Raw genomic sequence first — 24,058 nt, 5'->3', positions numbered from 1 at the left:
CGCGGGTTACTCCGTCAGTTCCTCCAGCAGCCGGGCCGTGGGCAGGCCCGTTCGCAGATACTCCACGAACCGCTCGTTGTGCAGGGCCCACGGGGAGCGGCGGGACCTGATGAGGCGGATCGCCTCCTCCGTGTCGTACCCGTCGAGGACGAGGGCGTGCGCGACGACGAGCCCCGAGCGGTTGTAGCCGCTGTAGCAGCGCACGAGCACCCTGCGCCCGTCCTCCAGCGCGGCGCACACGGCCTCGGCGAGCCGGATCACACCGGCGAGCTGGGTCCCGTCGAGCGGCCCGTCCGGGATGGACCACACGTGATGCTCGACGCCGGGATCGGGCCCGTATCCGGGCAGCTTGAGCAGGGTCATGACCAGGTCGAACTCGTCGTGCACGACGGCGAACTCGATCTCACCCGGGCGACGTGTGAACTCGTGTCCGCCCATCCACAGCCCGGGCACGATCTCGCTCCACGGCTTGCCCGGAGCCGGCACGTCGGGCTCCTTCCCGCGGGTCCGCAACTACGCCGCCTCCCCCACTCGGGCACCCAACTCCGCCCCAACTCCCCTCAAAGGTAACCGGGTCCTTGCCCCGGCAGCACCCCGCCTGTTCCTATGGCCATGCGGGGATTGGGGTGATGGTGGATGAGCGGACTGCGCGTCGTACCGGCCTGGCGCCAAGGCCACGAGCGGTTGTACGTGTGCCTGACGGACGGGCGGAACATCGCCTGGTACGACCGTGAGTCGTCCCGGGTCAACCTGCTGAGCGACGATCTCAGAGGGGACGTGCTGGAAGCCCTGGGCCCGTTCCTGACGGGCCCGGTGACGGTGGGCCCGCCCCCGGTCCCCACCCCGGCGGAACTGGCCCGGCTCTCCCTCCACCCCGACGACGACCTGGCCCCGAACCGTCCCGGCGAGGCCCTCCAGATCGCCCTGGACCGCGACCCGGGCCCACCCCACCGTCTCCGCCCGGACCCCCGAAGGCGTGCCCTGACGGCGGAACAGGCGGTGGGTGAGGCACTGGAGGCGCTGGAGGGCGCGGGCTGGCACACCCTGCACTCGCTCCCGCTTCCCGGTGGTGACCGGATCCACCACCTGGTGATCGGCCCGGGAGGACTGTTCGCGGTGCACACGCTGTACGCCCGTAAACAGCGGGTACTGGTCGCCGACCCGATGGTCTCCCTGGGCCGCCGGGACCCGCACCCCCTGCTCCGCCGGGTACGTTCGGACGCCGACCGGGCCTCGTACGCGCTGACGGCCGAGGTCCACCCCGTCCTGGCCCTGGCAGGCCCGGCCGACCTGAGGATCACGGTTCCGCTGCGGGAGGTCAGGGTGCTCCAGGACACGGATCTGTCGGGGCTGGTGCGACTGGGGGGCGTACTCAAACCGGCGGACGTGGAGGCACTGCACGCGATGGCCCGGGACCGGGGGACCTGGGGGCGGGTGTGACGGGAGCCGGACGACGGTTCTGCTCGCTCACGGCCAACTCACCGGGAATCCAGCACCCTTGATATTCGAGTGAACGCGCGGGACGGGCTGCGTAGGGTGACGGCCGTGGACCCAGCTGACTTCTACACCGGCATCGTGGCGGAGCTCTACGGACCGCTGAAGTCCTCCTCCCAGAACCCCGAGCCCTACGCGGCATTCGTTCAGCAAGCCGGCCTGCCGGCGCTGGAGCTGGGCTGCGGAGACGGTGATCCGCTGCTCGAACTGCGCGGGCGCGGCCTGGATGTCGACGGCGTCGACTCCTCCGCGGACATGCTCGAACGCCTCCGTCGCCGGGCGGACGGACAAGGCATCGCCGCCACCGTCTTCCATCAGCGTATGGAAGCCCTGGACCTGCCCCGCCGCTACCGGGCGATCTTCCTCGCCGGACCGACCTTCACCCTGCTCCCCGACGACGACGCGGCCCTGGCCGCCCTGCGCGGTATCCGCGCCCACCTGGCGGAGGGCGGCACCGCCCTGGTGCCCCTGTTCACCCCCGCACCGACCCCGGCCGGACAGATCGGCCGCGTACGCACGGCTGCCGCACCCGACGGCGCGGAGCTCCGGTTCTCCGTCGTCGCCGAACAACGCGACGAGACAGCCCGGACCCAGACGACACTGCTGCGCTACGAACGCCACCACGGCCCGGACAGCAGCGTCGTGGAGCGCCCGTGGATCCTGCACTGGTACACCAGGGCCCAGTTCGAGAAACTGGCCACGACCGCCGGCCTGACCGTCACCGCGGTCACCGACCCTGACGGCAAGCCCGCCTCTGCGGACGCCACAGGCCTGCTGCACTTCCGGCTGCACGCCACCTGATCTGTCGAGATCCGCGCGAGGCGGTACGTGCCCCACAGCTCCCGTCCACAGGGCACTCGCCGACGTCGAAGACCACTGCCCGAATCATGAGAGTCGGCCAATTCATGGCTCTGCAACGGCCTCGGCCGGTCCGTCCGTTCATGGTGGCTGCGGCAGGAGGAGCGGAGACAGCAAGTCGCCGTACCTGTCCAGCCGGGACGCGATGTCACCGGCCCCGAACGTGAGTTGGGCCGGATCAGTGCACCCCGCCACCTCCTCCCACGTCACCGGTGTCGACACCGTCGGTTCCGTGCGGGCCCTCAGGGTGTACGGCGTTGCCGTGGTCTTCCGGGCCGCGTTCTGGCTGTAGTCGACGAAGACCTTTCCGGGGCGCAGGCTGCGGGTCATGCGGTGGACGACCAGGTGGGGGAGGGTGCGTTCCGCCTCGACCGCCAGGTCCTTCGCGTACGCCGTGATCTCGCCGGACGGGGTCCGGGCCGCCGGCGCTGTCAGGAGGTGCAGGCCCTTCGAGCCGGACGTCTTCGCGTACGTCTCCAGCCCGTCCGCCGCCAGCCGTTCCCGTAGCCACAGCGCGACCTCGCAGCACTCGACGATCGTGGCCGGGTGGCCGGGGTCCAGGTCCATGACCAGACGGTCGGCGTCACCCGGGGCGTCGATCAGCCACTGCGGGGTGTGGAACTCCGTGACCAGGTTCGCCGCCCACATGAGGCTCGGCAGGTCCTGGATCAGGACCATGCGTGCCGGGCCCTCCGAGCGTGGGACCTCCGCCGTCGTGACCCAGTCGGGCGTACCCGGCGGCACGTTCTTGGCGAAGAAGACCTGGCCGTCGGGGCCGTCCGGGTAGCGGAGGAAGGAGACCGGGCGGTCGTGGAGGTGGGGCAGGAGGACGTCCGCCGTGGTGGCGTAGTAGTGGAGCAGCTCGCCCTTGGTGAAGCCTGTCGCCGGGTGGATCACCTTCTCCAGGTTGGAGAGCGCCACCCTTCGCCCCGCCACCTCCGTGATCGGCGTCATACGATGAGAATCCCACGAAAGCGGGGCAAAGCCACCCTCGGAGGAAGGTTCACCTCGTGCGATCCATATGGAACGGCGCCATCTCCTTCGGGCTGGTCAGCATCCCGATCAAGCTCGTCAACGCCACCGAGAGCCACGCGATCTCCTTCCGGCAGATCCACGTCGAGGACGGCGGGCGCATCCGGTACCGCAAGGTGTGCGAGATGGAGGACCGCGAGGTCCGGGGGGACGAGATCGGCAAGGCGTACGAGGGTGCCGACGGGTCGATGATTCCGATCACCGATGACGATCTGGCGTCGCTGCCCCTGCCCACCGCCAGGACCATCGAGATCGTCGCCTTCGTGCCCGGCGACCGTATTGATCCGCTGCAGATGGACACCGCCTACTACCTGTCCGCGAACGGGGTCCCGGCCGCCAAGCCCTACACCCTGCTGCGCGAGGCCCTGAAGCGCAGCCAGAAGGTCGCCATCGCCAAGTTCGCGCTCCGGGGGCGGGAACGGCTCGGCATGCTGCGGGTCGTCGACGACGTCATCGCCATGCACGGGCTGCTCTGGCCCGACGAGATCCGGGACACGGACGGTGTCGCACCGGATGCCGGCGTCACCGTGCGGGAACAGGAGCTCGATCTCGCCGACGCCCTCATGGCCACCCTCGGCGAGGTCGACCTCGCCGACCTCCACGACGACTACCGCGAAGCCGTCGAGGAGCTCATCGCCGCGAAGGCCTCCGGCGAGGAGGCACCGCACGCCCCGGCGCCGAGCGGCGGTGGCAAGGTGCTCGATCTGATGGCCGCACTGGAGAAGAGCGTCCGGGAGGCCAAGGAATCGCGGGGCGAGGAGGTCGCGGAGGAGGCGGAGGTCAAGTCCATTCGGGCGCGTTCCGCAGCTCGTACGACGGCCAAGGCCGTCCCCAAGGGAGAGGTCGGGAAGAAGTCGACCTCCACAGCGACGTCCACGGCGACGTCCACAGCGTCTTCCACGCCGACCTCCACGGCGAAGAAGGCTGCGGCCAAGAAGACCTCTGCCACCAAGAAGGCCGCAACCACTGCCAGGTCGACCGGCGCCGCCAAGAAGACCACGGCCAAGAAGGCCACCGTCAAGAAGACAGCCGCCCGCAAGCGTTCGGCGTGACCTGCCTCCCCGCTTCCCCCGCGCCCCTCCCGCCCCCGAAGGGCCCTACCGCACCCGCCGCAACGCCAACACCGCGTTGTGCCCGCCGAACCCGAACGAGTTGCTGAGGGCCAGATCCCCGTGGTCCGGCAGCGGGCGCGGGCCGCCCCTCACCACGTCCAGGTCGATCGCCTCGTCCTGTTCCCCCGCCGCGCAGCCGATCGTCGGCGGGATCGTGCCGTGGTGCAGGGTCAGGGCCGTCGCCACCGCCTCCACCCCGCCCGCGGCACCCTGAAGGTGGCCGAGGTGGCCCTTCAGGGCCGTGACGGGGACGCGGGGTGTGCCCACCGCGCCCAGTACCGCCCGCAGCGCGTTCGCCTCCGCCAGGTCGCCGTCGATCGTGGCCGTGGCGTGGGCGTTGACGTGGACCACGTCGGAGGGCCGGCCACCGGCGTCGCGCAGGGCGCGGTGGAGGGCCAGCGCCACTCCGGTGCCGGACGGGTCCGGCGCCGCCATGTGGTGGGCGTCGGCCGACAGGCCCCAGCCGGCCGCCTCGCAGTAGACACGGGCGCCTCTCGCCCGGGCGTGCTCCTCGGACTCCAGGAGCAGGAAACCCGCGCCCTCGCCGTTGACGAAACCGTCCCGGTCCCTGGCGAAGGGGCGGGACGGCAGGTCTCCGGCGGGGCGCGTCGACAGGGCGCGCATCGCGGCGAACGACGCCATGATCGCCGGGGTGACCACCGCCTCGGCGCCTCCCGCGAGGGCGACGTCGACATGGCCGTACCGTATGCGGTCGATGGCCTGGCCGATCGCCTCCGTGCCCGACGCGCAGGCGCTGGTCACCGTGCGGGCCTCGCCCGTGATGCGCAGGGCCAGCGAGATCTGGGACGCCGTCTGCGACGGCACCGTCATGGGGGTGGTGAGCGGCGAGACCGCCCGGGGGCCCTTCTCACGGAGTCTGCGGTCGCCCCCGACCAGGACCGACGCGTCGCCGAGGATCGCGCCGACCGACACCCCCACGCGCTCGGGGGGCAGGCCGCTCGCCTCCGTGCCCGAACCGTCGAAGCCCGCGTCCAGCCAGGCCTCCCGCGCCGCCAGTACGCCGAACTGCGCGGCCCTGTTCATCCGGCGGGCCTGGGGGCGGGGGAGCAGGCCGGCCAGGTCCACGGGGACCGTGCCCGCCACGCGGACGGGCAGGCCGGTGAACTCCTCGCCGGTCAACTCCCTTATTCCGCACCGGCCTTCGAGCAGTCCCCGCCAGAGATCGGGGACTCCGACGCCGAGCGGGGTGACGGCGCCCAGGCCGGTGACGACGACTCGGCGGGCGACGGTGGAGTGCTGGCGGACATCCGGCTCGGGGTGCATGGCGAGGCTGCCTCCCGGAGTGCGGCGCGGGACGGTCGGCGCACCTCAACTCTGCCCATGCCAGGGGCAATTCATGCCGAGATGGTTCAGGCTTCAATCGTTAACGTACGTTCACTAGTCGCATGCGGCGCACGCGCCACACGTGATGCGTGCGCCGCGCCCGATGTGTGCGGTGCGTGGGACGTCCCCAGTGCCCGGCCCGCCGCCGTCCGCTCATTCCCGCGGCCACGGCCGTCCGTCCAGTCGCTCGACGTCACGGTTGAGGCGGCTCAGGTGGGCGGCGAAGTCGGCGACCTCCTCGGCCGTCCAGTCGACCATCACCTTGGCCAGGCCGTCCAGGTTCTCCGCGCGGTCGGAGGCCAGCCGGCGCTCGCCCTCCGCCGTCATCGCGAACTTGCGCGCCATGCCGCCCTCGGGGTCGGGGATGCGTTCGACGATTCCGGCCCGGAGCATCGCGGCGGTCTGTCGGTTGAGCGTGGACGCGTCCAGGCCGAAAGCGGCGCTGAGCTGGCCGATGGACATCGGCCCCTCCGCCTGGATACGGCTGAGGAGGATGTAGGCGCTGCGGTCGAGCCGTCCCAGCGCGCCCCGCGCTTTCGGCGAGAGCAGATGCATGTGCCGCCCGAGGAGCATGATCTCGAACTCGATCAGATCGACGGGTTTACCCAAGCCGCCGTCCACTTCACTGTCCACGGCGCTGTCCACATCGGTGTCCACGTCGCTGTCCGTGTAGATGTCCACGTCATGGACCGCGTCGTTGTCGACGCGGTCGGCCATGGGCTTGTCCATGCGGCTGCTTCCTTCGGCTCCTGAACGGGTCTCCCCCTCGGCGGACCCTCTCCCAAGTTAGTGCGTTCACCAGTGATATGTATGATGCACTTCTCGTGCATCATGCACATTGCCTGTGAGGGAGCGACCCCGTGGACAGTCCCAAGCCCGACGCCGGCTCCGGCAGAGTTGTCGGCATCCTCGCCTTCGCCGGCATCGTGGCCGCGATCACGCAGACCCTCGTGGTCCCGCTGATCGGGGAGCTGCCGACCCTGCTCGACACCTCCGCCTCGAACGCATCCTGGGTGATCACCGCCACCCTGCTGGCCGCCGCGGTCGTGACCCCGGTCGCCGGCCGACTCGGTGACATGTACGGCAAGAAGCGCATGCTGCTCGTCTCGCTCGTGCCGCTCGTCCTGGGCTCCGTCCTCTGTGCGCTGTCCTCCTCCGTGCTCCCGATGATCGCCGGGCGCGGACTGCAGGGCATGGGCATGGGCGTCGTACCCCTGGGCATCAGCCTGCTGCGTGACGTCGTACCGGCGGAGAAGCTCGGTTCGTCCATCGCGATCATGAGCGCGTCCATGGGGGTCGGCGGTGCGCTCGGGCTGCCGTTCTCCGCGGCGATCGCCGAGAACGCCAGCTGGCGGGTGCTGTTCTGGATCGTGGCCGCGCTGGGCCTCGCCTTCGCCGCGCTGATCTCGCTCTTCGTGCCCGCCGGGCGGGAGAACACCGACTCCGGGCGCTTCGACGTGCTCGGCGCGATCGGGCTCGGCACCGCGCTGGTCTGTCTGCTGCTCGCCGTGTCGAAGGGCGCGGACTGGGGCTGGGGCAGCGGTACCACCCTCGGGCTGTTCGCCGTCGCCGTGGTCGTGCTGCTGGCCTGGGGCTGGTGGGAGCTGCGCAACGCCGAACCGCTGGTCGACCTCCGGGTGACCGCCCGTCCGCAGGTGCTGATGACCAACGCGGCCTCGATCCTCGTCGGGTTCGCGATGTACGCCCAGGCCCTGGTCATCCCCCAGCTGATGCAGCTGCCCGAGGAGACCGGTTACGGCCTCGGCGAGTCCATGCTCGCCATGGGCCTGTGGATGGCACCGGCCGGTCTGATGATGATGGTCATGTCACCGCTCGGTGCCATGCTCTCCGCCAAGTCGGGCCCCAGGATCACGCTCTCCGTCGGCAGCCTGGTCATCGCCATCGGGTACGGGATCTCCCTGCCGCTCGTCGGCACCGGTTCCACCTGGGGACTGCTCGCCGTGACCATCGTCTGCAACACGGGTGTCGGTTTCGCCTACGGCGCCATGCCGGCGCTCATCATGGGCGCGGTCCCGCAGTCCGAGACCGCCTCCGCCAACAGCTTCAACACCCTGATGCGCTCGATCGGCAGCTCGGTGTCGGCCGCCGTCATCGGTGTCGTCCTGGCCCAGATGACCACCGACTTCGGTGGCTTCGCGCTGCCTTCCGAGGCCGGATTCCGGGCCGCCATGATGCTCGGCTGCGGTGTCGGCCTCGCGGCGTCGGTCGTCGCCTTCCTCATCCCGGTCCGCCCGGTGGGGGCCCCCTCGGCGGCCGAGGCGGCTCCGGAGGCCCTCGCTCCCGAGGTGTCCCAGGTGTCCGAGGCCAAGGGCTGACAGCGGCCACCCCGCTCTCGCGACGAGCCGACCTCCCCGGGTTTCCGCCGGGGAGGTCGGCTCGTTCTGTCGTGTCCTGCCTCTTGTTCAGGAAGGGGCAGTGGAATTAGATGGTCCGTCAGTGTCGCCCGGCAGTGGCCTTAGGCCGTGCCGAAGGGGCCTCTCAGGCATGGCCGGATTCGGTCGCAGGGATGCCGACATGAAGAATTTACAAGGTTTCCTTCGCCTGCCCGCAGTGTTTCCGAGGCGTGATCCGGAAGTGAATTCAACCGGGTTTCTGACAGGTCGCTGACTGCTGGGGGTGTGCCGTCGGGTCTGCGGTGATGTCGATACTGATTGGAATTGGGCGGTTTTTCGGGACTTGGGACGGCCGGGCGATGGTGGCTGAATGGAATCGGCCGCATACGGAATGTTCCACGCCATGTTGACTCGTGAGTAATGTCGGCGCTAGCTTCCCGGTGGTTTCCCCCTGAAGCGTTTCCCCCCCCGAAGTGAAGTGCCTCCGCGCCACAAAACCCCCACCGTGCAGTTTCACCGAATATTTCGGAGAATCATGACGTCTGCCGTGCGCGCCGTTGACATGATCATTGGAGTCACCCCGTTCGGCGAGCCCGACGCCAGGCTCGCCGCCGCGGTCAGCCGGGCAGGCGGCCTGGGGGTACTCGACCTGGGCCTCGGCGACCGGAGAGCCAGACACGCGCTGGCGCGAATACGCCGCCTCGCCGCTCCCTCCGGCCCCTCCGGCCCCTCCGCCCCCTCCACCTCCGACTTCCGCTACGGCGTACGGATCGGCCCCCACTGCCGACTCACCCCCGCCGACCTGGTCGGCGACGGCGGACCCGACACCGTGATCCTCGCCCCCGATGTCGCCGACGCGTTCAGGTCGGTCGCCGAGGCCGCCGGCCGCCACCGCGTCCTCGTCGAGGTCACCGACCTGGCGGAGGCCCTCGCGGCTGTCCACGCCGGTGCGCACGGGCTGATCGCCCGGGGCAGCGACGGTGGCGGCAGGATCGGTGACCTCAGCACCTTCGTCCTGCTGCAACGGCTCCTCGCCGAGCCCGGCATCGACCTCCCCGTGTGGGCCCGCGGCGGCATCGGCCCCCGTACGGCCGCCGCCGCCGTCGCCGGGGGAGCGGCGGGCGTCGTGCTCGACAGCCAGCTCGCCCTGCTCGCCGAGTCCTCGCTGCCGGAGGCGACGGCCGCCGCGCTGCGCTCGATGGACGGCTCGGAGACCGTCGTCGTGGCCGGTCACCGCGTGCTGCACCGGCGCGGCCCCGACGCCCCGTCCGTCCCGGCCGGTGATCCGGCGGCGGTCGCGGCGATGCTGGGCGCCCAGGACCCGCGCACCCAGCTCCTCCCGGTCGGCCAGGACGGCTTCCTCGCCGCCCGCTTCGCCGACCGCTGGGGCGACGCCGCCCGCACGGTCCGCGCCCTCACCGACTCGGTGCGCGATGTCGTACGGGACATCGTCCAGGATGACGTACGGGATGGCGTACGAGGCGACGGGCCCGTACGTGCGTTGCGCGCCGGTTCCCCGATGAGCCGGGCCCTCGGCACCCGACTCCCCGTCGCCCAGGGGCCGATGACCCGCGTCAGCGACCAGGCGCGGTTCGCCGCGGCCGTCGCCGGGGGCGGCGCGCTGCCCTTCGTCGCGCTGGCCCTCGCCAGTGGCGAGCAGACCCGGACCATGCTGGCCGAGACCCGGGAAGCCGTCGGAGACGACCGGCCCTGGGGTGTCGGCGTGCTCGGATTCGCGCCCGAGGAGCTGCGAAACGCCCAGCTCGAAGCCGTACGGGAGCTGCGGCCGACCCATGCCGTCATCGCGGGCGGCCGGCCGGCCCAGGCCGAGGCGCTGGAGCGGGCCGGGATCAGCACCTTCCTGCACGTGCCCTCGCCGGGGCTGCTGAAGCAGTTCCTGGAGGCCGGGGCCCGCCGGTTCGTGTTCGAGGGGTCCGAGTGCGGCGGGCATGTCGGACCGCGCGGCAGCTTCCCGCTCTGGGAGGCCCAACTCGCCGTCATCGAGGACTACTTGGCCGGGGCCGCAGACGGTGACGCCGAGCGGATCGAGGTGTTCTTCGCGGGCGGTGTCCATGACGAGCGGTCGGCCGCGATGGTCGCCGCCCTCGCCGCTCCACTGACCGCGCGCGGTGCGGCCGTCGGCGTTCTCATGGGCACCGCCTATCTGTTCACCGAGGAGGCCGTGGCCTGCGGAGCGGTCCAGCCGCTCTTCCAGCGCCAGGTCGTCGACGCGACCAGTACCGCGCTGCTGGAGACGGCCCCCGGTCATGCCACCCGGTGCGTACCCAGCCCGTTCAGCGACAACTACCGCGAGATCGAAGCGGAGTTGAGGGTGAGCGGGGTGCCGGATCGGCAGATCTGGGAGCAGCTGGAGCGGCTCAACGTCGGGCGCCTGCGGATCGCCAGCAAGGGCATCGAGCGGGACGCCGAGGGCGAGTTGGCGGCTGTGGACGAGCAACGGCAGCTCGCCGAAGGCATGTTCATGGCCGGGGAAGTGGCCGTGCTGCGCTCGGCGACCACGACCATCGACGCCCTGCACCACTCCGTGGCAGGCGGCGCCGCCGACTTCCTCACCGACCGGGCGGCGGAGCTGCGGGAGCGGCTCGGTGTGCACCCGCCCGAAGAGGCCCCGGCGCCCGCGCCCCTCGACGTCGCCGTCGTGGGCATGGCCTGCATGTTCCCGGACGCCCCCGACCTCGCCGCCTTCTGGGCGAACGTCCTCGGCGGTCACGACGCGGTGAGTGAAGTACCGGCCGACCGCTGGGACCCCGCCGTGCACTATTCGGCGGAGGCCGGGGACGGTGGCGTCACGCCGTCCAAGTGGGGCGGCTTCCTGCCCCGCATCCCCTTCGACCCGCTGTCGTACGGCATTCCACCCACCTCGCTCGGCAGCATCGAGCCCGTCCAGCTGCTGGCGCTAGAAGCCGCCCGGCGAGCCCTGGCGCACGCCGGATACGGGGACCGGGGGCGGGAGTTCGACCGCTCGCGCACCTCGGTCGTGTTCGGTGCGGAGGCGGGCAGCGACCTGTCCAACGCGGGCACGCTGCGCGCCGTACTGCCCTCGTACTACGGCAAGGTGCCGGACGGTCTCGTGGATCAGCTGCCCAGGCTCACCGAGGACTCCTTCCCCGGCATGCTCTCCAACGTCATCTCCGGCCGGATCGCCAACCGGCTCGACCTCGGCGGCGCCAACTACACGGTCGACGCCGCGTGCGCCTCGTCCCTGGCCGCCGTCGACGTCGCCTGCAAGGAACTGGTGGGCGGGACCAGCGACGTCGTGCTGTGCGGCGGCGCCGATCTGCACAACGGCATCAACGACTACGTGCTCTTCTCCTCCGTGCACGCGCTCTCCCCGACCGGGCGTTCACGCGCCTTCGACAGCTCGGCGGACGGGATCGCGCTGGGGGAGGGCGTCGCGTGTGTCGTGCTGAAGCGGCTGGCGGACGCGGAGCGCGACGGCGACCGCATCTACGGGGTCATCAAGGGCGTCGGCAGTTCCAGCGACGGGCGTTCGCTCGGGCTGACGGCTCCCCGGCCCGAGGGCCAGCGGGCCGCGCTGCAGCGGGCGTACCGCAACGCGGGGGTGTCGCCCGCCGAGGTCGGGCTCGTCGAGGCGCACGGCACCGGGACCGTGGTCGGCGACCGTACCGAACTCGCCATCCTGGGCGAGGTGTTCAGCGAGGCCGGTGCCAAGTCGGGTGCTGTTGCTCTCGGTTCGGTCAAGTCGCAGATCGGGCACACCAAGTGCGCCGCCGGACTGGCCGGCCTCATCAAGACCGTGCTCGCCCTGCACACCGGCGTCAAACCGCCCACCCTGCACGTCAGCAAGCCCAACTCCGCTTGGGAGGCAGGCAGTAGCCCGTTCGTGTTCCACGGGCAGGCGCGGCCCTGGGCGGCTCCGGCGCGCGAACGAGTCGCGGGGCTGAGCGCGTTCGGCTTCGGTGGCACCAACTTCCATGTGGTGCTGGAGGCCTACGCGGACTCCGCCCCGCCCGCGCACGGGCTCGACGCCTGGCCCGCCGAACTGTTCATGTTCCGGGCGGCCGACCCGGCCGGAGCCAGGCGGGCCATCGAGGACGTGCTGAAAGCGGCGGAGGACGAGCAGTCCTCCTGGCGGCTGCGGGATCTCGCGCTCGCCGCCTCGCGTCGCTCCGACGCCCGGCACGAGCCCGTGCAGGTGGCGGTCGTGGCGACGGACACGGCGGGACTCGTCGGGCAGTTGCGGCGGGCACTCGCGGGGGAGCACGACCCGCGAGCAGGCGTGCACCTCGCGCAGAACCAGCAGAACCAGCAGGAGACCTCGGGCCAGGTCGCCTTCCTCTTCCCCGGACAGGGCAGCCAGCGGACCGGGATGCTCGCCGACGTGTTCGTCGCCCTCCCCGAACTCCAGTACTACCTGGAACTCGGCAGTGACCACGCCGACCTCCTCTACCCGCCGACCGCCTTCGACGACACCACCCGCGACCGCCAGCACACCGCGCTCACCGACACCCGCGTCGCCCAACCTGCCCTGGGCATCGCGGGGCTCGCCGCGCACGCCCTCCTCACCACGGCAGGCGTACGTCCGGACATGGCCGCCGGACACAGCTACGGCGAACTCGTCGCCCTCAGCGCGGCCGGCGCCCTCGACCCGGAGGCACTCCTCGTGCTGAGCGCCGAGCGTGCGACCGCGATCCTCTCGGCCGCAGCCGAGGCCAACGGCGACGACCCGGGCACCATGGCGGCGGTGGCGGCGGGCGCCGAGGACGTCACGGCCGCCCTGCGCGCCGCCGAGGTGCCCGCCTCGGTCGTCGTCGCCAACCACAACTCGCCCAGGCAGACGGTGATTTCCGGCCCGACGGAAGCGGTCGACGAAGCCGTACGACTGCTGCGCGCGGCCGGGCTCGGCGCCAAGCGCATCCCTGTCGCCTGCGCCTTCCACAGCCCGCTGATCGCCGACGCCGGGGAGCGGTTCGCGACCGCACTGGCACAACAGCCGGTACGCGCACCCGAGTTCACGGTGTGGTCCAACCGGACGGCAGCGCCGTACGGCGCCGACGCCGACGCGGTGCGTGCCGAACTCGCCGCCCAGATCGGCGCCCCGGTCGGGTTCGTCGCCCAGATCGAGGCCATGTACGAGGCGGGCGCCCGGATCTTCGTCGAGGCCGGGCCCGGTTCCGTACTGACCCGCCTGGTCGGCCAGATCCTCGGCGACCGGCCGTACCGCACGGTCGCCTGCGAACCGCGGCCCGACAGCGGACTGCGCGGCTGGCTCGACGCGCTGGCCCAACTGGCCGTCGCGGGGCTGCCGGTGCGCACTGGATGGCTGTTCCACGGGCGCGACGCCGTCGACGCGACCCGGACCAAGGCACCCAAGCGCCCCGGCTGGACGGTCGACGGCCATCTGGTCCGCACCGCCGCCGGCGACCTCCTCCCCGGTGCCCTCGCACCGGCCCGACGCGTAGTGGAGACGACAGTGACCGCGAATCACCAGGACGGCACCCCGGCCGGTGGCAGGGACGCGCTGATCTCCGAGTTCCTGCGAGCCAGCCGCGAGATGGTCGCCGCCCAACGGGACGTACTTCTCACGTACTTCGGCGCGGCACCGGGACAGTGGATACCCGGGCCGGCGGCACCGGAGCCCCTGCGGATGGCGCAGGCCCAGGATCAGCAGGCGGTGCCCGCGCCCACGTATCCGCCCGCGCTCTACGCCGTACCCGCGCCTGCTGTTGCCCCTGCCGCCGTGGGGTTCACGGAGGCGGATGTGCTGGGGGTGGTGCTGGAGATCATCAGTGAGCGGACCGGGTATCCGGTGGACATGATCGAGCCGGATCTCGATCTGGAAGCTGACCTGAGCATCGATTCGATCAAGCGGGCTGAGATCGCTGGTGAGTTGGCGCAGCGGCTGGGTGTCGGGGGTGCTGGTGATCTCACCGTGCTCGACGATGCCGAGTTGGAGGAACTGGCCAAGGCCCGTACGGCGGCCTCGGTGACGGCATGGCTCGCGGCGCGGCTCACGACGGCCGTGTCCCAGCCTGTGTCTGCTGTTGCTCCCGCCGCCGTGGGGTTCACGGAGGCGGATGTGCTGGGGGTGGTGCTGGAGATCATCAGTGAGCGGACCGGGTATCCGGTGGACATGATCGAGCCGGATCTCGATCTGGAGGCCGATCTCAGCATCGATTCGATCAAGCGGGCCGAGATCGCTGGTGAGTTGGCGCAGCGGCTGGGTGTCGGGGGTGCTGGTGATCTCACCGTGCTCGACGATGCCGAGTTGGAGGAACTGGCCAAGGCCCGTACGGCGGCCTCGGTGACGGCATGGCTCGCGGCGCGGCTCACCGGCCCGGGCGAAGTCGGGGAACAAGGAGAGGACCCAGCAGCGGCACCGCAGTCCCTCCGGCCGGAGGCGGCCGAGGTGTCCCCCGAGGCCACCGGTGAGGCGCCGAAGCGCTTCCAGTTGCGGCCCGTGCTGCTGGAGCAGCAGGACGGGCACGGCACCGGGAACGGGACCGGGGCCGTCGACCCCGCCGCCGTACTGGCCGGAAAGCGCTTCGCGCTCCTCGGTGACGACGACGGTGGTGCGGTGGCCCGGGAGGTCGTGGCGCGGCTCGTCGGGCATGGCGCCGAGGCGGTGCTCCTCGGGCCCGAGCATCTGCTGACCGGGGCGGACGGGCCGGTGGACGGGGTGCTGTACCTCGACCCGCTGGCCTCGTCCCGGCCGCCGGTGCTGCCCGACGCGTTCCCCGTGTTCAAGGCGGCCCTCGGGCTCGGCCCGCGCTGGCTGTTCGCCGTACGGCTGGCTACGCAAGGCGTCCCGGACGGGGCCGAGTTGAGGTCTGCCGGCCTGCACGGGCTCTTCCGTACGGTCGCCCGGGAGTACCCGGAGACGGACGCGCGGATCATCGACCTCACCGGCGATGACACGGGTGCCGCCGCTGTCGCGGACGCGCTGCTCGGCGAGCTGCTCGCCTCCGACCGCACCCCTGTCGTCCTGCGAACTGTCGCCGGGCGCCACGGACTTGAGCTGGTCGAGACTCCGCTGGGCGCACTCGGCACCACCGGCGCCGGACCCGCCGGGGACGGTGCCGCAGAGGCCGCCGCCCTCGGACTGGACCGGGACAGCGTGGTGCTGCTGGTCGGCGGGGCGCGGGGCATCACCGCGAAGTTCGCCGCCGCGCTGGCGTCCGCCTCCCGCTGCCGGATCGAACTGCTCGGCCGCACACCCGCACCGGAGGGACCGGAGGACGCGGCCACGGCGGCCGCCGGCACCCGGACCGAACTGCGCGCGGCCCTCGCCGCCCGGGGCGGGCTGACCCCCGCCGAGATCAGCCGTGAGACCGAACTCCTGCTCGCCCAACGGGAGATCACCGCGACCCTCGACGAACTGGGGGCCCTCGGCAGCCCGGCCCGCTACCACTCCGTCGACTTCAGGGAACAGGACGCGGCACTCCAGGCCGTGAAGGAGATCCACGCCGAACACGGCCGCCTCGACGGGGTCGTCTACGCGGCCGGGGTGATCGAGGACCGGCTCATCGCCGAGAAGACAGCCGAGTCCTTCCAGCGCGTCTACGGGACGAAGACCACCGGCGCGGAGACCCTGCTCGCGGCATTGGAACAGCTCCCCAACAGGCCAGCCTTCGCCGTCCTGTTCGGCAGCATCTCGGCCGTCCTCGGCAACCGGGGCCAGGTCGACTACGCCGCCGCCAACGACGCCCTCCAGAGCCTCGGCGCCGCCTGGGCGGTCCGTACCGGCCGGCGGGCCCTGACCGTGCACTGGGGGCCGTGGGCGCCGACCGGCGGCCACACCGGCATGGTGACCCCCGAACTCGGGCGCGAGTACGCCCGGCGCGGGGTCAGGCTCATCGACCCCGAGGAGGGTACGGCCGCGCTGCTCCGTGAACTGGCCTGGGGCGAGGATTCGGCAGGCACGGTCGTCTACACCTCGTCGGGCTGGTAACCGACATGACGGACCGTCACGCGCGGTCGGCGGGTGGCACGTCGACACCCGTGGCCATCGTGGGTATGTCGGTGCTGCTCCCCGGCGCCGCCGACCTCGACTCCTACTGGCGCAACCTGCTCGCCGGTACGGACGCCATCACCGAAGTACCGGACGGGCGTTGGGACGCGGACGCCTACTATCGGCCCGACTCCGCCGGTGGCCGTGCCGTCGCCGACCAGGTGTACTGCCGGCGCGGCGGGTTCGTGGACGGGCTGGCGGAGGTGGAGGTGACCCGGTTCGGGATCATGCCGAACTCCGTCTCCGGCACCGAGCCCGACCAGCTCATCGCCCTCAACGTGGCCGCCGCAGCCCTCGCCGACGCGGGCGGCGACGACCACCTTCCCGACCGGCACCGCATCGGCGTGATCCTCGGCCGGGGCGGCTACCTCACCCCCGGACTCGTCCGGCTCGACCAGCGGGTCCGTACGGCCAGCCAACTCGTGCGCACGCTGGGCGAGTTGATGCCGGACCTGGATCCGGCCCAACTCGACCGTGTGCGGACCGCGTTCACGGACCGGCTCGGTCCCGACAGCCCCGAGTCGGCGATCGGGCTCGTCCCCAACCTCGCCGCCTCCCGGGTCGCCAACCGACTCGACCTGCGCGGACCCGCGTACACCGTGGACGCGGCCTGCGCCTCCTCGCTGGTGGCCGTGGACCAGGCGGTGAACGAACTCGCGTCCGGGCGCTGCGACCTGATGCTGGCCGGGGGAGTCCACCACTGCCACGACATCACCCTGTGGAGCGTCTTCTCGCAGCTCCGCGCCCTCTCGCCCAGCCAGCGCATCCGCCCCTTCCACCGGGGTGCCGACGGCATCCTGATCGGTGAGGGCACCGGCGTGGTCGTCCTCAAGCGCCTGGCGGACGCCGAGCGCGACGGCGACAGGATCTACGCGGTCATCCGGGGCACCGGCGTGGCCAGCGACGGCCGCGCCGCCGGGCTCGTCAACCCCGACCCCGGCGGCCAGACCCACGCCGTACGCCAGGCCTGGCGGGCCGCCGGACTCGACCCCGCCCGGCCAGGTTCGGTCGGCCTCCTGGAGGCCCACGGCACGGCGACCCCCGCCGGAGACGCGGCCGAACTGGCCACGCTGGCCGAGGTGTTCGGGCCCAGCGAGCGTGACGGTGCGGGCGGCAGTGTGCCTGCGGTGATCGGCTCCGTGAAGTCGATGATCGGGCACACCATGCCCGCCGCCGGGGTCGCGGGCCTGGTCAAGGCCGCCCTCGCCGTCCACCACGGCATGCTCCTGCCCACCCTGCACTGCGACGACCCGCACCCGGCCCTCGCGGCCACCCGTTTCCGCCCGCTGGACAGGGCGGCGCCCTGGGAGACCACGGCCGAGCAGCCGGTGCGGCGGGCGGCGGTCAACGCGTTCGGGTTCGGCGGGATCAACGCGCATGTGGTGCTGGAGGAGGCGCCGGGGGCGCGCACGAGGAAGACGACTTCCCCCGGGCCTGCCCCCAGGCATGCCCCCAGTCATGCCCCCAGTCCTTCGTCTGGTCCTTCCTCCGGACCGACGACGACCGTCGTCGAGCCCGAGCGCGTCCTCCTGCTCGCCGCCGACACCCCCGAGGCCCTGGCCGCTCTGCTCGACGCGGACGACGCGGGTGTCCTCGCCGCCGGTCTGGACGCCACCCGTACGCATCATCCACAGGCCGGACCCACCCGGCTCGGCATCGTCGACCCGACCGCGAAGCGGCTCACGCTGGCGCGCCGGGCGATCGCCAAGGGGCGGGCGTGGCAGGGCCGTAGCGACGTCTGGTTCCGGCCGGAGCCGCTACGGGCCGAGGTGGAAGGGGATTTGGGAGGCCTGGCCTTCGTCTTCCCGGGCCTGGAAGCCGACTTCGAGCCGCGCGTCGACGACATCGCCGCCCACTTCGGTCTCACCGACATCCTCCCGGCCGGTGAACGGGCCGAGGTCGGGGACGTCGGCCGGCACGGGTTCGGGGTCGTCGGGATCGGGCTGCTGCTCGACCGGGCGCTGCGCCGTATGGGCGTCGCCCCCGACGCGGTGGCCGGGCACAGCGTCGGCGAGTGGACGGCGATGACGGCCGCCGGGCTGTACGACGGCGACGAGGTCGGCGCCTTCATGGCGACCTTCGACCCGGACACGGTGACCGTGCCGGGGCTGGCGTTCGGGGCACTCGGCACGTCCGCCGAACGGGTCCTCGCGGCGCTCACGGAGGAAGGCTGGGCGGACGCCGGGATCGTGCTCTCGCACGACAACGCGCCGAGCCAGTCGATGGTGTGCGGCCCTGCTTCGGCGGTCGCGGAGTTCGTCCGGGCGTTCCGTGCCCGGGGTGTGCTCAGCCAGGTGCTGCCTTTCCAGTCCGGCTTCCACACCCCGATGCTGGCGCCCTACCTGGCCCCGATCCAGCAGGCCGCCGGCCGCTTCCGGCTCCAGCGGCCGACGGTCCCCGTCTGGTCGGGGACCACGGCGGCGCCCTTCCCGGCGGCCGAATCGGCCGTGCGTGAACTGTTCGTACGGCATCTGCTGGAACCGGTTCGCTTCCGGCAACTGGTCGAGGCGATGTACGCGGCCGGACACCGGACCTTCATCCAGGTCGGCACCGGCCAGCTCGGCTCCCTCATCGGCGACACGCTGTCGGGCCGCGATCATCTGGTCGTCGCCGCCAACTCCCCGCACCGCGACGGGCTGGCGCAACTCCGCCGCGTGGCAACGGCGTTGTGGGTGTCGGGTAGGCCGACGGCACCGTCGCTGCCACGCTCCAGCACCACTGACGCCACCGGCAACTCGGCTCCCCACGCCGCCGTCAGTAGCGCTGCCGGTGACTCGGCTTCTCGCGCTGCCGGTTCTGCCGAGCGGTCCGCGAGTCCGGCCGGGGCCGGGAGTCCTGTGGCGGCGATGCTGGGTGCTGCTGCGAGTAGCGCTGCTGGTGACTGCGCTTCCCGCGCCGCCGACTCTGTCGAGGGTTCCGCGACCCCGGCCCGGGTCGGGGGCCCTGTAGCGGAGATGTCGAGTGCCGCCACCCGTAACTCCGCTCCCCACGCCGCCGGTCCCTCCGACCGCTCCACGGAACCGGTCCGCGCCGGGAACTCCGTGCGGGGGGATCGGCCGTCCAAACGCCCGCCTGTCCGCCTCGACCTGGGCGGCGCCCTCGTCTCCCTCGACGAACCGACGCTCACGCGACTGCGTGCGGAGCTGAGTTCGGGCCTGAACCTCGCGGGGCCCTCCGCCACCGGGGCGGCTACCGCCGCGCTACCGGGCGCCGGTCCGTCGCCGATCGCCTCCCCGGCGCCTGCGACGGCCCAACGGAGGCGTGCCGCAGGGGTGTTGGGCGTCACGGAGATACCCGGTGCTGCCGGTCTCCCGGCCGCCGCCCCGTTGACGTCGTCCCTGGACGCGCTCGCGGGCCGCTTCCCGGCTGCCGCCGAACTCGGCGCCCTGCTACGGGAGACGGCGGACACCGCCGCCGAGCTGATCGGCGCGGGCCGCCGCCGTCCGGGTTCCGCGGCAGCCTACGCCGGGGGAGCCGCTCGGAGCCCGGGCGGGCCTGCCGGAGGTGCCGACCTGGCCGGCCCGGCAGGTAGCGCGCTCACCGGGGCCGTCCGACCGGCCCCCGGGACGCCCGCCGGGGACTCCTGGCAGGGCACAGTCCCGCCCGCCGGGGCTTCCACACGGCCCCCCACGACATCCGCCGGCGCTTCTCCCCAAGCCTTCAGCGCGCCCACCGGCCTGTCCGCACCGCCCCCCACCGCCCCGGCCACGGCGCCCCATCCCGCACCGGGCGCGGTCCCCACCGCCGCTCACCGCGCCCCGGGCTTCCCGGCCCCCGCCTCCCTGTCCCCGCCGCCGCGCCCCGGGGCAACCGCCCCAGGCGCCCGGCGGTTCCCCCCGACACCGCCCACCCCTCGGCCCGCCGAGGCCGCCCCACCCTCCTGGCGCACCACCGTCCACGTGTCCCCCGACACCATGCCGTACCTCCTCGACCACTGCTTCTTCCCGCAGCGTCCCGGCTGGCCGGACGTCGCGGACCGGTGGCCGGTGGTCCCGGCGACGACGATCGTGCAGCACATGATGGACGAGGCCCAGCGAGCGGCGAAGCAGGCCGACCCCGGCACCCGAGCCGTAGCCGTAGCCGTCCACGGAGCCCGCTTCGACCAGTGGCTCACCGCCACCCCGCCCCGCGACGTGGACGTGACGGTCACCCCCGTCCCGGCGACCCCCACCCAATACGCCGTCTCCTTCGGCCCCCGAGCCCGAGCCACGGTCGAACTCGCCTCCACCTACCCGGAGTTGGCGGCCCGCCCCATCCCCTGGCCCATCGGCCCCAGCACCGAACGCACCCCCGACCACACCGCCGCCCAGCTCTACGCCGAGCGCTGGATGTTCCACGGTCCGGCGTTCCAGGGGGTCACCGAGCTGACCGCGATGGGCGAGGCGCACGTACGGGGAGTCATCACGACCCCGCCCGCGCCCGGCTCGCTCCTCGACAACGTCGGGCAGATCCTCGGGTACTGGATCATGGCGACGCGTACCGAGCGTACGGTCGTGTTCCCGGTCGGTATGCGGGAGATGAGGTTCTACGGGCCGCACCCCGAGCCCGGCACCGACGTCGACTGCTTCGTCCGGATCACCTCGCTCACCGACACGGTCCTCGAAGCCGACGTCCAACTGACCGTCGGCGGCCAGATCTGGGCCGTGATCGGCGGCTGGCACGACCGGCGCTTCGACAACGACCCGCAGACCAGGCCCGTCGAACGATTCCCCGAGCGCAACACCCTCTCCCAGGCCCGGCCGGACGGCTGGGTACTGCTCCACGAACGCTGGCCCGACCTCGCCTCGCGCGACCTCATCATGCGCAACTCCCTCGGTGGGGAGGAGCGTTCGCAGTACGAACGGCACGCGCCGCGCGGTCGCCGGCAGTGGCTGCTCGGCCGGATCGCGGCCAAGGACGCCGTACGTCGGTGGCTCTGGGACCGCGAGGGCGAGGGGGACGTGTTCCCGGCCGAGATCCAGGTCCACAACGACGCGACCGGGCGGCCGTACGTCACCGGGACGCACGGCCGGACCCTGCCCCCGCTGGACATCTCGCTCGCCCACCGGGCCGAGGCAGGGGTGGCGATCGTACGGCGGACCCGGCCCGGTTCCACCCCCGGCGGCGGTCCGGGTACAGGGCCCGGGATCGACATCGAGGAGGTCGTCGAACGGGACGCCCCGACCCTGGCCACCGCCCTCGGCCCGGCCGAACTAGCCCTGCTACGGGCCAAGTCGGCTGCCGACGGCGAGTCCGAGGCGCTCTGGTTCACCCGCTTCTGGGCCGCCAAGGAAGCCGTCGCCAAGGCGGAGGGCACCGGATTCGGCGGCCGGCCAAGGGACTTCGCGGTACGGGAGGCCACGGACGCCGGCGACCGGCTCACGGTCTCCGGACGGCTCGCACCCGCCTACACCGTGCACTGCGAGCAGACGGGCAATCCCCCCGGACTGCCCGACAGGGAGTACGTCGTGGCCTGGACGACCGGACCGGACGAAGAAGTCGCAGCAGAAGAAGGGGAGTTGGAGTGATGACCAGCCTCAACGGGCACACGGGCACAACCGGTACCGGTAGCGAGGAGGCGGTGCTCGCCGACATCAGGGGCATGCTCGCGGTCCTCCTCGACGAGTACGGCCTCGACGACGTCGAGATCCGGATGGACACCACCTTCAACCGCGACCTGGAGCTGGAGAGCATCGACCTGGTGACCCTGGCCGGGCTGCTGGAGGAGAAGTACGGCAACCGGGTCAACTTCGCCGAGTTCCTGGCCGACATGGACTTCGACGAGATCATCGAACTCACCGTCGGACGGCTCGTCGAGCACGTCGTCGCCAGTCTCAAAGCGGCGGAGGCGGGCTGACCATGGGACACGTCGACATCGGCGGCGGCCTCAGGCTGCACGCCCAGCGCATCGGCCCGCGCGGCGGGCGTCCGGTCACCGCGACCGCCGTACTCGTGCACGGCCTGCTCACCGACAGTCTGGCCAGCTACTACTTCACCGTGGCACCGGCGTTCGCCGCCTCCGGCATCGACGTCGTCATGTACGACCTGCGCGGCCACGGCCGCTCCACCCGCCCCGCCACCGGCTACACCCTCGACGACAACATCGACGACCTGGAGGCACTCCTCGACCGTCTGGAGGTGACCGGCCCGGTCCATCTGGTCGGCAACTCCTACGGTGGGACAGTCGCGTTCGGATACGCGGCCCGCCACCCCGAGCGCGCCGCCAGTGTCTCCCTCGTCGAGTCGGAACCGGCCACCGCGGCCTGGGCGGGCAAACTCGACAGCATCCTCGGCCGGGTCATGCACCAACTCGCCCACAACGAGGCCGACGCCATCGCCTGGATCACCGCCAACCGCGGCCAGAACACCGCCCGCCTCGCCAAGGGCGCCGCCCGGCTGGCCCGCGAGACCACCCTCGCCCAGGACATCCCGGCCAGCCGCGTGCTCACCGACGGCGAGATAGGTTCCGTACGCTGCCCGGTCCTCGGCGTGTACGGGGGTGACTCGGACCTCGCCGAGCTGGCGCCCTGGATGGAGTCCGTACTGCCCGACTGCCGGACGGTCGTCGTGCCGGGGCACGAACACTCCGTGCTCGTCGAGGCGTCGGGGACGGTCGGCGGGCACATCCTGTCGCTCATCCTCGGTGCGACCGCTCCGGTGCGGCTGGCGGGGGCGGAAGCGCGGTGAGCCGGTTCCTGTTCGTCGTGCCGCCGCTCGTCGGACACATCAACCCGGCCGTCGGGGTCGCCGCTGAACTCGCCTCACACGGACACGAGTTGGCCTGGGCGTGCGCCGATCCGGGACTTGTGCGGCGGCTCGCCGGGGCGGACGCCACCGTCTTTCCGTGCGCCGGGCCCGTCCCCGGTTCCGGTGACGGCGTACGGCCGCCGGACCTGCGGGGGCCCGAGGCGCTGAAGTTCCTCTGGGAGAGGTTCCTCGCCCCGCTCGCCGAGGAGATGGCCCCCGGAGTCGCCGCAGCTGTAGGGGAGTTCGGACCGGACGTCGTCGTCGCCGACCAACAGGCCCTCGCCGGTGGCCTCGTCGCCGAACGGCTGGGCCTGCCCTGGGCGACCTCGGCCACCACCTCCGCCGAGTTCACCGACGTACTCTCCGGCATGCCCAAGGTCGCCGAGTGGCTCGACGAACTGCTCGCGGGCCTCCGTAACCGTGTCGGAGACCCTGCGGGCACCGCGGACCCCCGGTTCTCCCCGCACCTCGTACTCGCCTTCAGCACACCGGAGTTCGTCGGCCCGGAAGCCCGCACGGGCGACCAGATCCGGTACGTCGGCCCGTCCGTCGCCGACCGGCCCGCGCTGCCCGGTTTCCCCTGGGACTGGCTCGACCCGGCCCGCGCCACGGTCCTCGTCACCCTCGGCACCGCCAACACCGATGTCGGGGAACGCTTTCTGATCGAGTGTCAGGTCGCCGTACGGGAGCGGGCGGACCGGATGCAGACCGTGATCGTCGACCCGGCGGGCGTACTCGGCGGCACCCCGGGCGGGGAGGACGACAAGGGCGTACTGGTCGTCCCCTCCGTGCCCCAACTCCCGCTCCTCGAACGGGTCGACGCCGTCGTCTGCCACGCCGGGCACAACACCGTGTGCGAGGCGCTCTGGCACGGGGTGCCGCTCGTCGTCGCACCCATCCGGGACGACCAGCCCGTGGTCGCCGGACAGGTCGCGCTGGCCGGGGCGGGTATCCGGGTGCGGTTCGGGCGGGTCACCGCGCCGAAACTGGGCGCCGCGCTCGACGCCGTACTGCACGAGCCCGGCTACCGCCTCGCTGCGGGCCGGATCCGTACCGCGTTCCGGGCCGCCGGAGGTGCCTCCGCGGCGGCCACCCATCTTGAGCAACTCGCCATCGGCGCGCCCGCCAAGAAGACGGCATGAAGG

At 72.3% G+C, this 24,058-nt stretch carries 13 protein-coding genes; 9 read left to right on the top strand and 4 right to left on the bottom strand.

Translation table 11 applies throughout. The annotated features are described in order from the left end of the window. Positions 1–6 precede the first annotated feature (6 nt). On the bottom strand, positions 7–513 hold the full coding sequence (locus tag ACW4TU_RS13495) for a protein-tyrosine phosphatase family protein (protein WP_457427905.1): 507 nt from the start codon (positions 511–513) through the stop codon (positions 7–9). Between the two features lie 123 nt (positions 514–636). Between ACW4TU_RS13495 and ACW4TU_RS13490 the strand changes: the two genes are divergently transcribed. Beyond that, on the top strand, positions 637–1,440 hold the full coding sequence (locus ACW4TU_RS13490) for a nuclease-related domain-containing protein (protein ID WP_457427903.1): 804 nt from the start codon (positions 637–639) through the stop codon (positions 1,438–1,440). A 105-nt stretch (positions 1,441–1,545) separates the two neighbouring features. Beyond that, positions 1,546–2,295, top strand: a complete 750-nt coding sequence (locus ACW4TU_RS13485) for a class I SAM-dependent methyltransferase (protein WP_457427901.1) — start codon at positions 1,546–1,548, stop codon at positions 2,293–2,295. A gap of 138 nt (positions 2,296–2,433) precedes the next feature. Here ACW4TU_RS13485 and ligD read toward each other — a convergent pair whose 3' ends face one another. Then, entirely contained in the window at positions 2,434–3,306 is an 873-nt protein-coding gene (gene ligD, locus ACW4TU_RS13480; protein WP_457427899.1) for a non-homologous end-joining DNA ligase, read from the bottom strand. 56 nt (positions 3,307–3,362) lie between these two features. On the opposite strand from ligD, the gene ku reads away from it, so the two are divergent. Further along, positions 3,363–4,436, top strand: a complete 1,074-nt coding sequence (gene ku, locus ACW4TU_RS13475) for a non-homologous end joining protein Ku (RefSeq protein WP_457427897.1) — start codon at positions 3,363–3,365, stop codon at positions 4,434–4,436. A gap of 45 nt (positions 4,437–4,481) precedes the next feature. On the opposite strand, the gene ACW4TU_RS13470 is transcribed toward ku, so the two are convergent. Together ACW4TU_RS13470 and ACW4TU_RS13465 are read right to left on the bottom strand one after the other, a co-directional pair. Next, positions 4,482–5,780 carry a beta-ketoacyl-[acyl-carrier-protein] synthase family protein gene (locus ACW4TU_RS13470; protein ID WP_457427895.1) on the bottom strand — a complete coding sequence of 433 codons (1,299 nt, stop codon included), beginning with the start codon at positions 5,778–5,780 and terminating at the stop codon, positions 4,482–4,484. Between the two features lie 213 nt (positions 5,781–5,993). Then, positions 5,994–6,449 (bottom strand): MarR family winged helix-turn-helix transcriptional regulator, encoded by a 456-nt coding sequence (locus ACW4TU_RS13465; RefSeq protein ID WP_457430077.1) that lies wholly within the window; start codon positions 6,447–6,449, stop codon positions 5,994–5,996. A 251-nt stretch (positions 6,450–6,700) separates the two neighbouring features. Between ACW4TU_RS13465 and ACW4TU_RS13460 the strand changes: the two genes are divergently transcribed. The 6 genes from ACW4TU_RS13460 (at position 6,701) to ACW4TU_RS13435 (ending at position 24,055) form a co-directional block, all read left to right on the top strand. Continuing rightward, positions 6,701–8,176, top strand: coding sequence for an MFS transporter (locus ACW4TU_RS13460; protein WP_457427893.1), 1,476 nt, complete (start codon positions 6,701–6,703; stop codon positions 8,174–8,176). Between the two features lie 580 nt (positions 8,177–8,756). Beyond that, positions 8,757–16,127, top strand: coding sequence for an SDR family NAD(P)-dependent oxidoreductase (locus ACW4TU_RS13455; RefSeq protein ID WP_457427891.1), 7,371 nt, complete (start codon positions 8,757–8,759; stop codon positions 16,125–16,127). Between the two features lie 5 nt (positions 16,128–16,132). Then, positions 16,133–21,694, top strand: a complete 5,562-nt coding sequence (locus tag ACW4TU_RS13450; protein WP_457427889.1) for a beta-ketoacyl synthase N-terminal-like domain-containing protein — start codon at positions 16,133–16,135, stop codon at positions 21,692–21,694. After that, the gene (locus ACW4TU_RS13445) at positions 21,694–22,023 is read left to right on the top strand and encodes an acyl carrier protein (protein WP_457427887.1); all 330 of its coding nucleotides are present in this window, start codon (positions 21,694–21,696) and stop codon (positions 22,021–22,023) included. Before ACW4TU_RS13450 ends, ACW4TU_RS13445 begins: the two co-directional genes overlap by 1 nt. 2 nt (positions 22,024–22,025) lie before the next feature. Continuing rightward, positions 22,026–22,853 (top strand): alpha/beta fold hydrolase, encoded by an 828-nt coding sequence (locus ACW4TU_RS13440; RefSeq protein ID WP_457427885.1) that lies wholly within the window; start codon positions 22,026–22,028, stop codon positions 22,851–22,853. Beyond that, complete coding sequence (locus ACW4TU_RS13435; protein WP_457427883.1) at positions 22,850–24,055, top strand: glycosyltransferase; 1,206 nt, start codon at positions 22,850–22,852, stop codon at positions 24,053–24,055. The genes ACW4TU_RS13440 and ACW4TU_RS13435 overlap by 4 nt, the downstream gene beginning before the upstream one ends. Positions 24,056–24,058 lie beyond the last annotated feature (3 nt).

This window comes from Streptomyces kryoterrae, assembly GCF_054072135.1.
The sequence above is the reverse complement of the archived record's forward strand: the minus strand, read 5'-3'. Positions and strand labels throughout refer to the sequence as shown.

Coding starts and splice junctions, on each gene's coding strand:
- ACW4TU_RS13490 (WP_457427903.1), top strand. CDS start 637: ATGAGCGGACTGCGCGTCGTACCGGCCTGGCGCCAAGGCCACGAGCGG.
- ligD (WP_457427899.1), bottom strand. CDS start 3,306: ATGACGCCGATCACGGAGGTGGCGGGGCGAAGGGTGGCGCTCTCCAAC.
- ACW4TU_RS13470 (WP_457427895.1), bottom strand. CDS start 5,780: ATGCACCCCGAGCCGGATGTCCGCCAGCACTCCACCGTCGCCCGCCGA.
- ACW4TU_RS13455 (WP_457427891.1), top strand. CDS start 8,757: ATGATCATTGGAGTCACCCCGTTCGGCGAGCCCGACGCCAGGCTCGCC.
- ACW4TU_RS13450 (WP_457427889.1), top strand. CDS start 16,133: ATGACGGACCGTCACGCGCGGTCGGCGGGTGGCACGTCGACACCCGTG.
- ACW4TU_RS13445 (WP_457427887.1), top strand. CDS start 21,694: ATGACCAGCCTCAACGGGCACACGGGCACAACCGGTACCGGTAGCGAG.
- ACW4TU_RS13440 (WP_457427885.1), top strand. CDS start 22,026: ATGGGACACGTCGACATCGGCGGCGGCCTCAGGCTGCACGCCCAGCGC.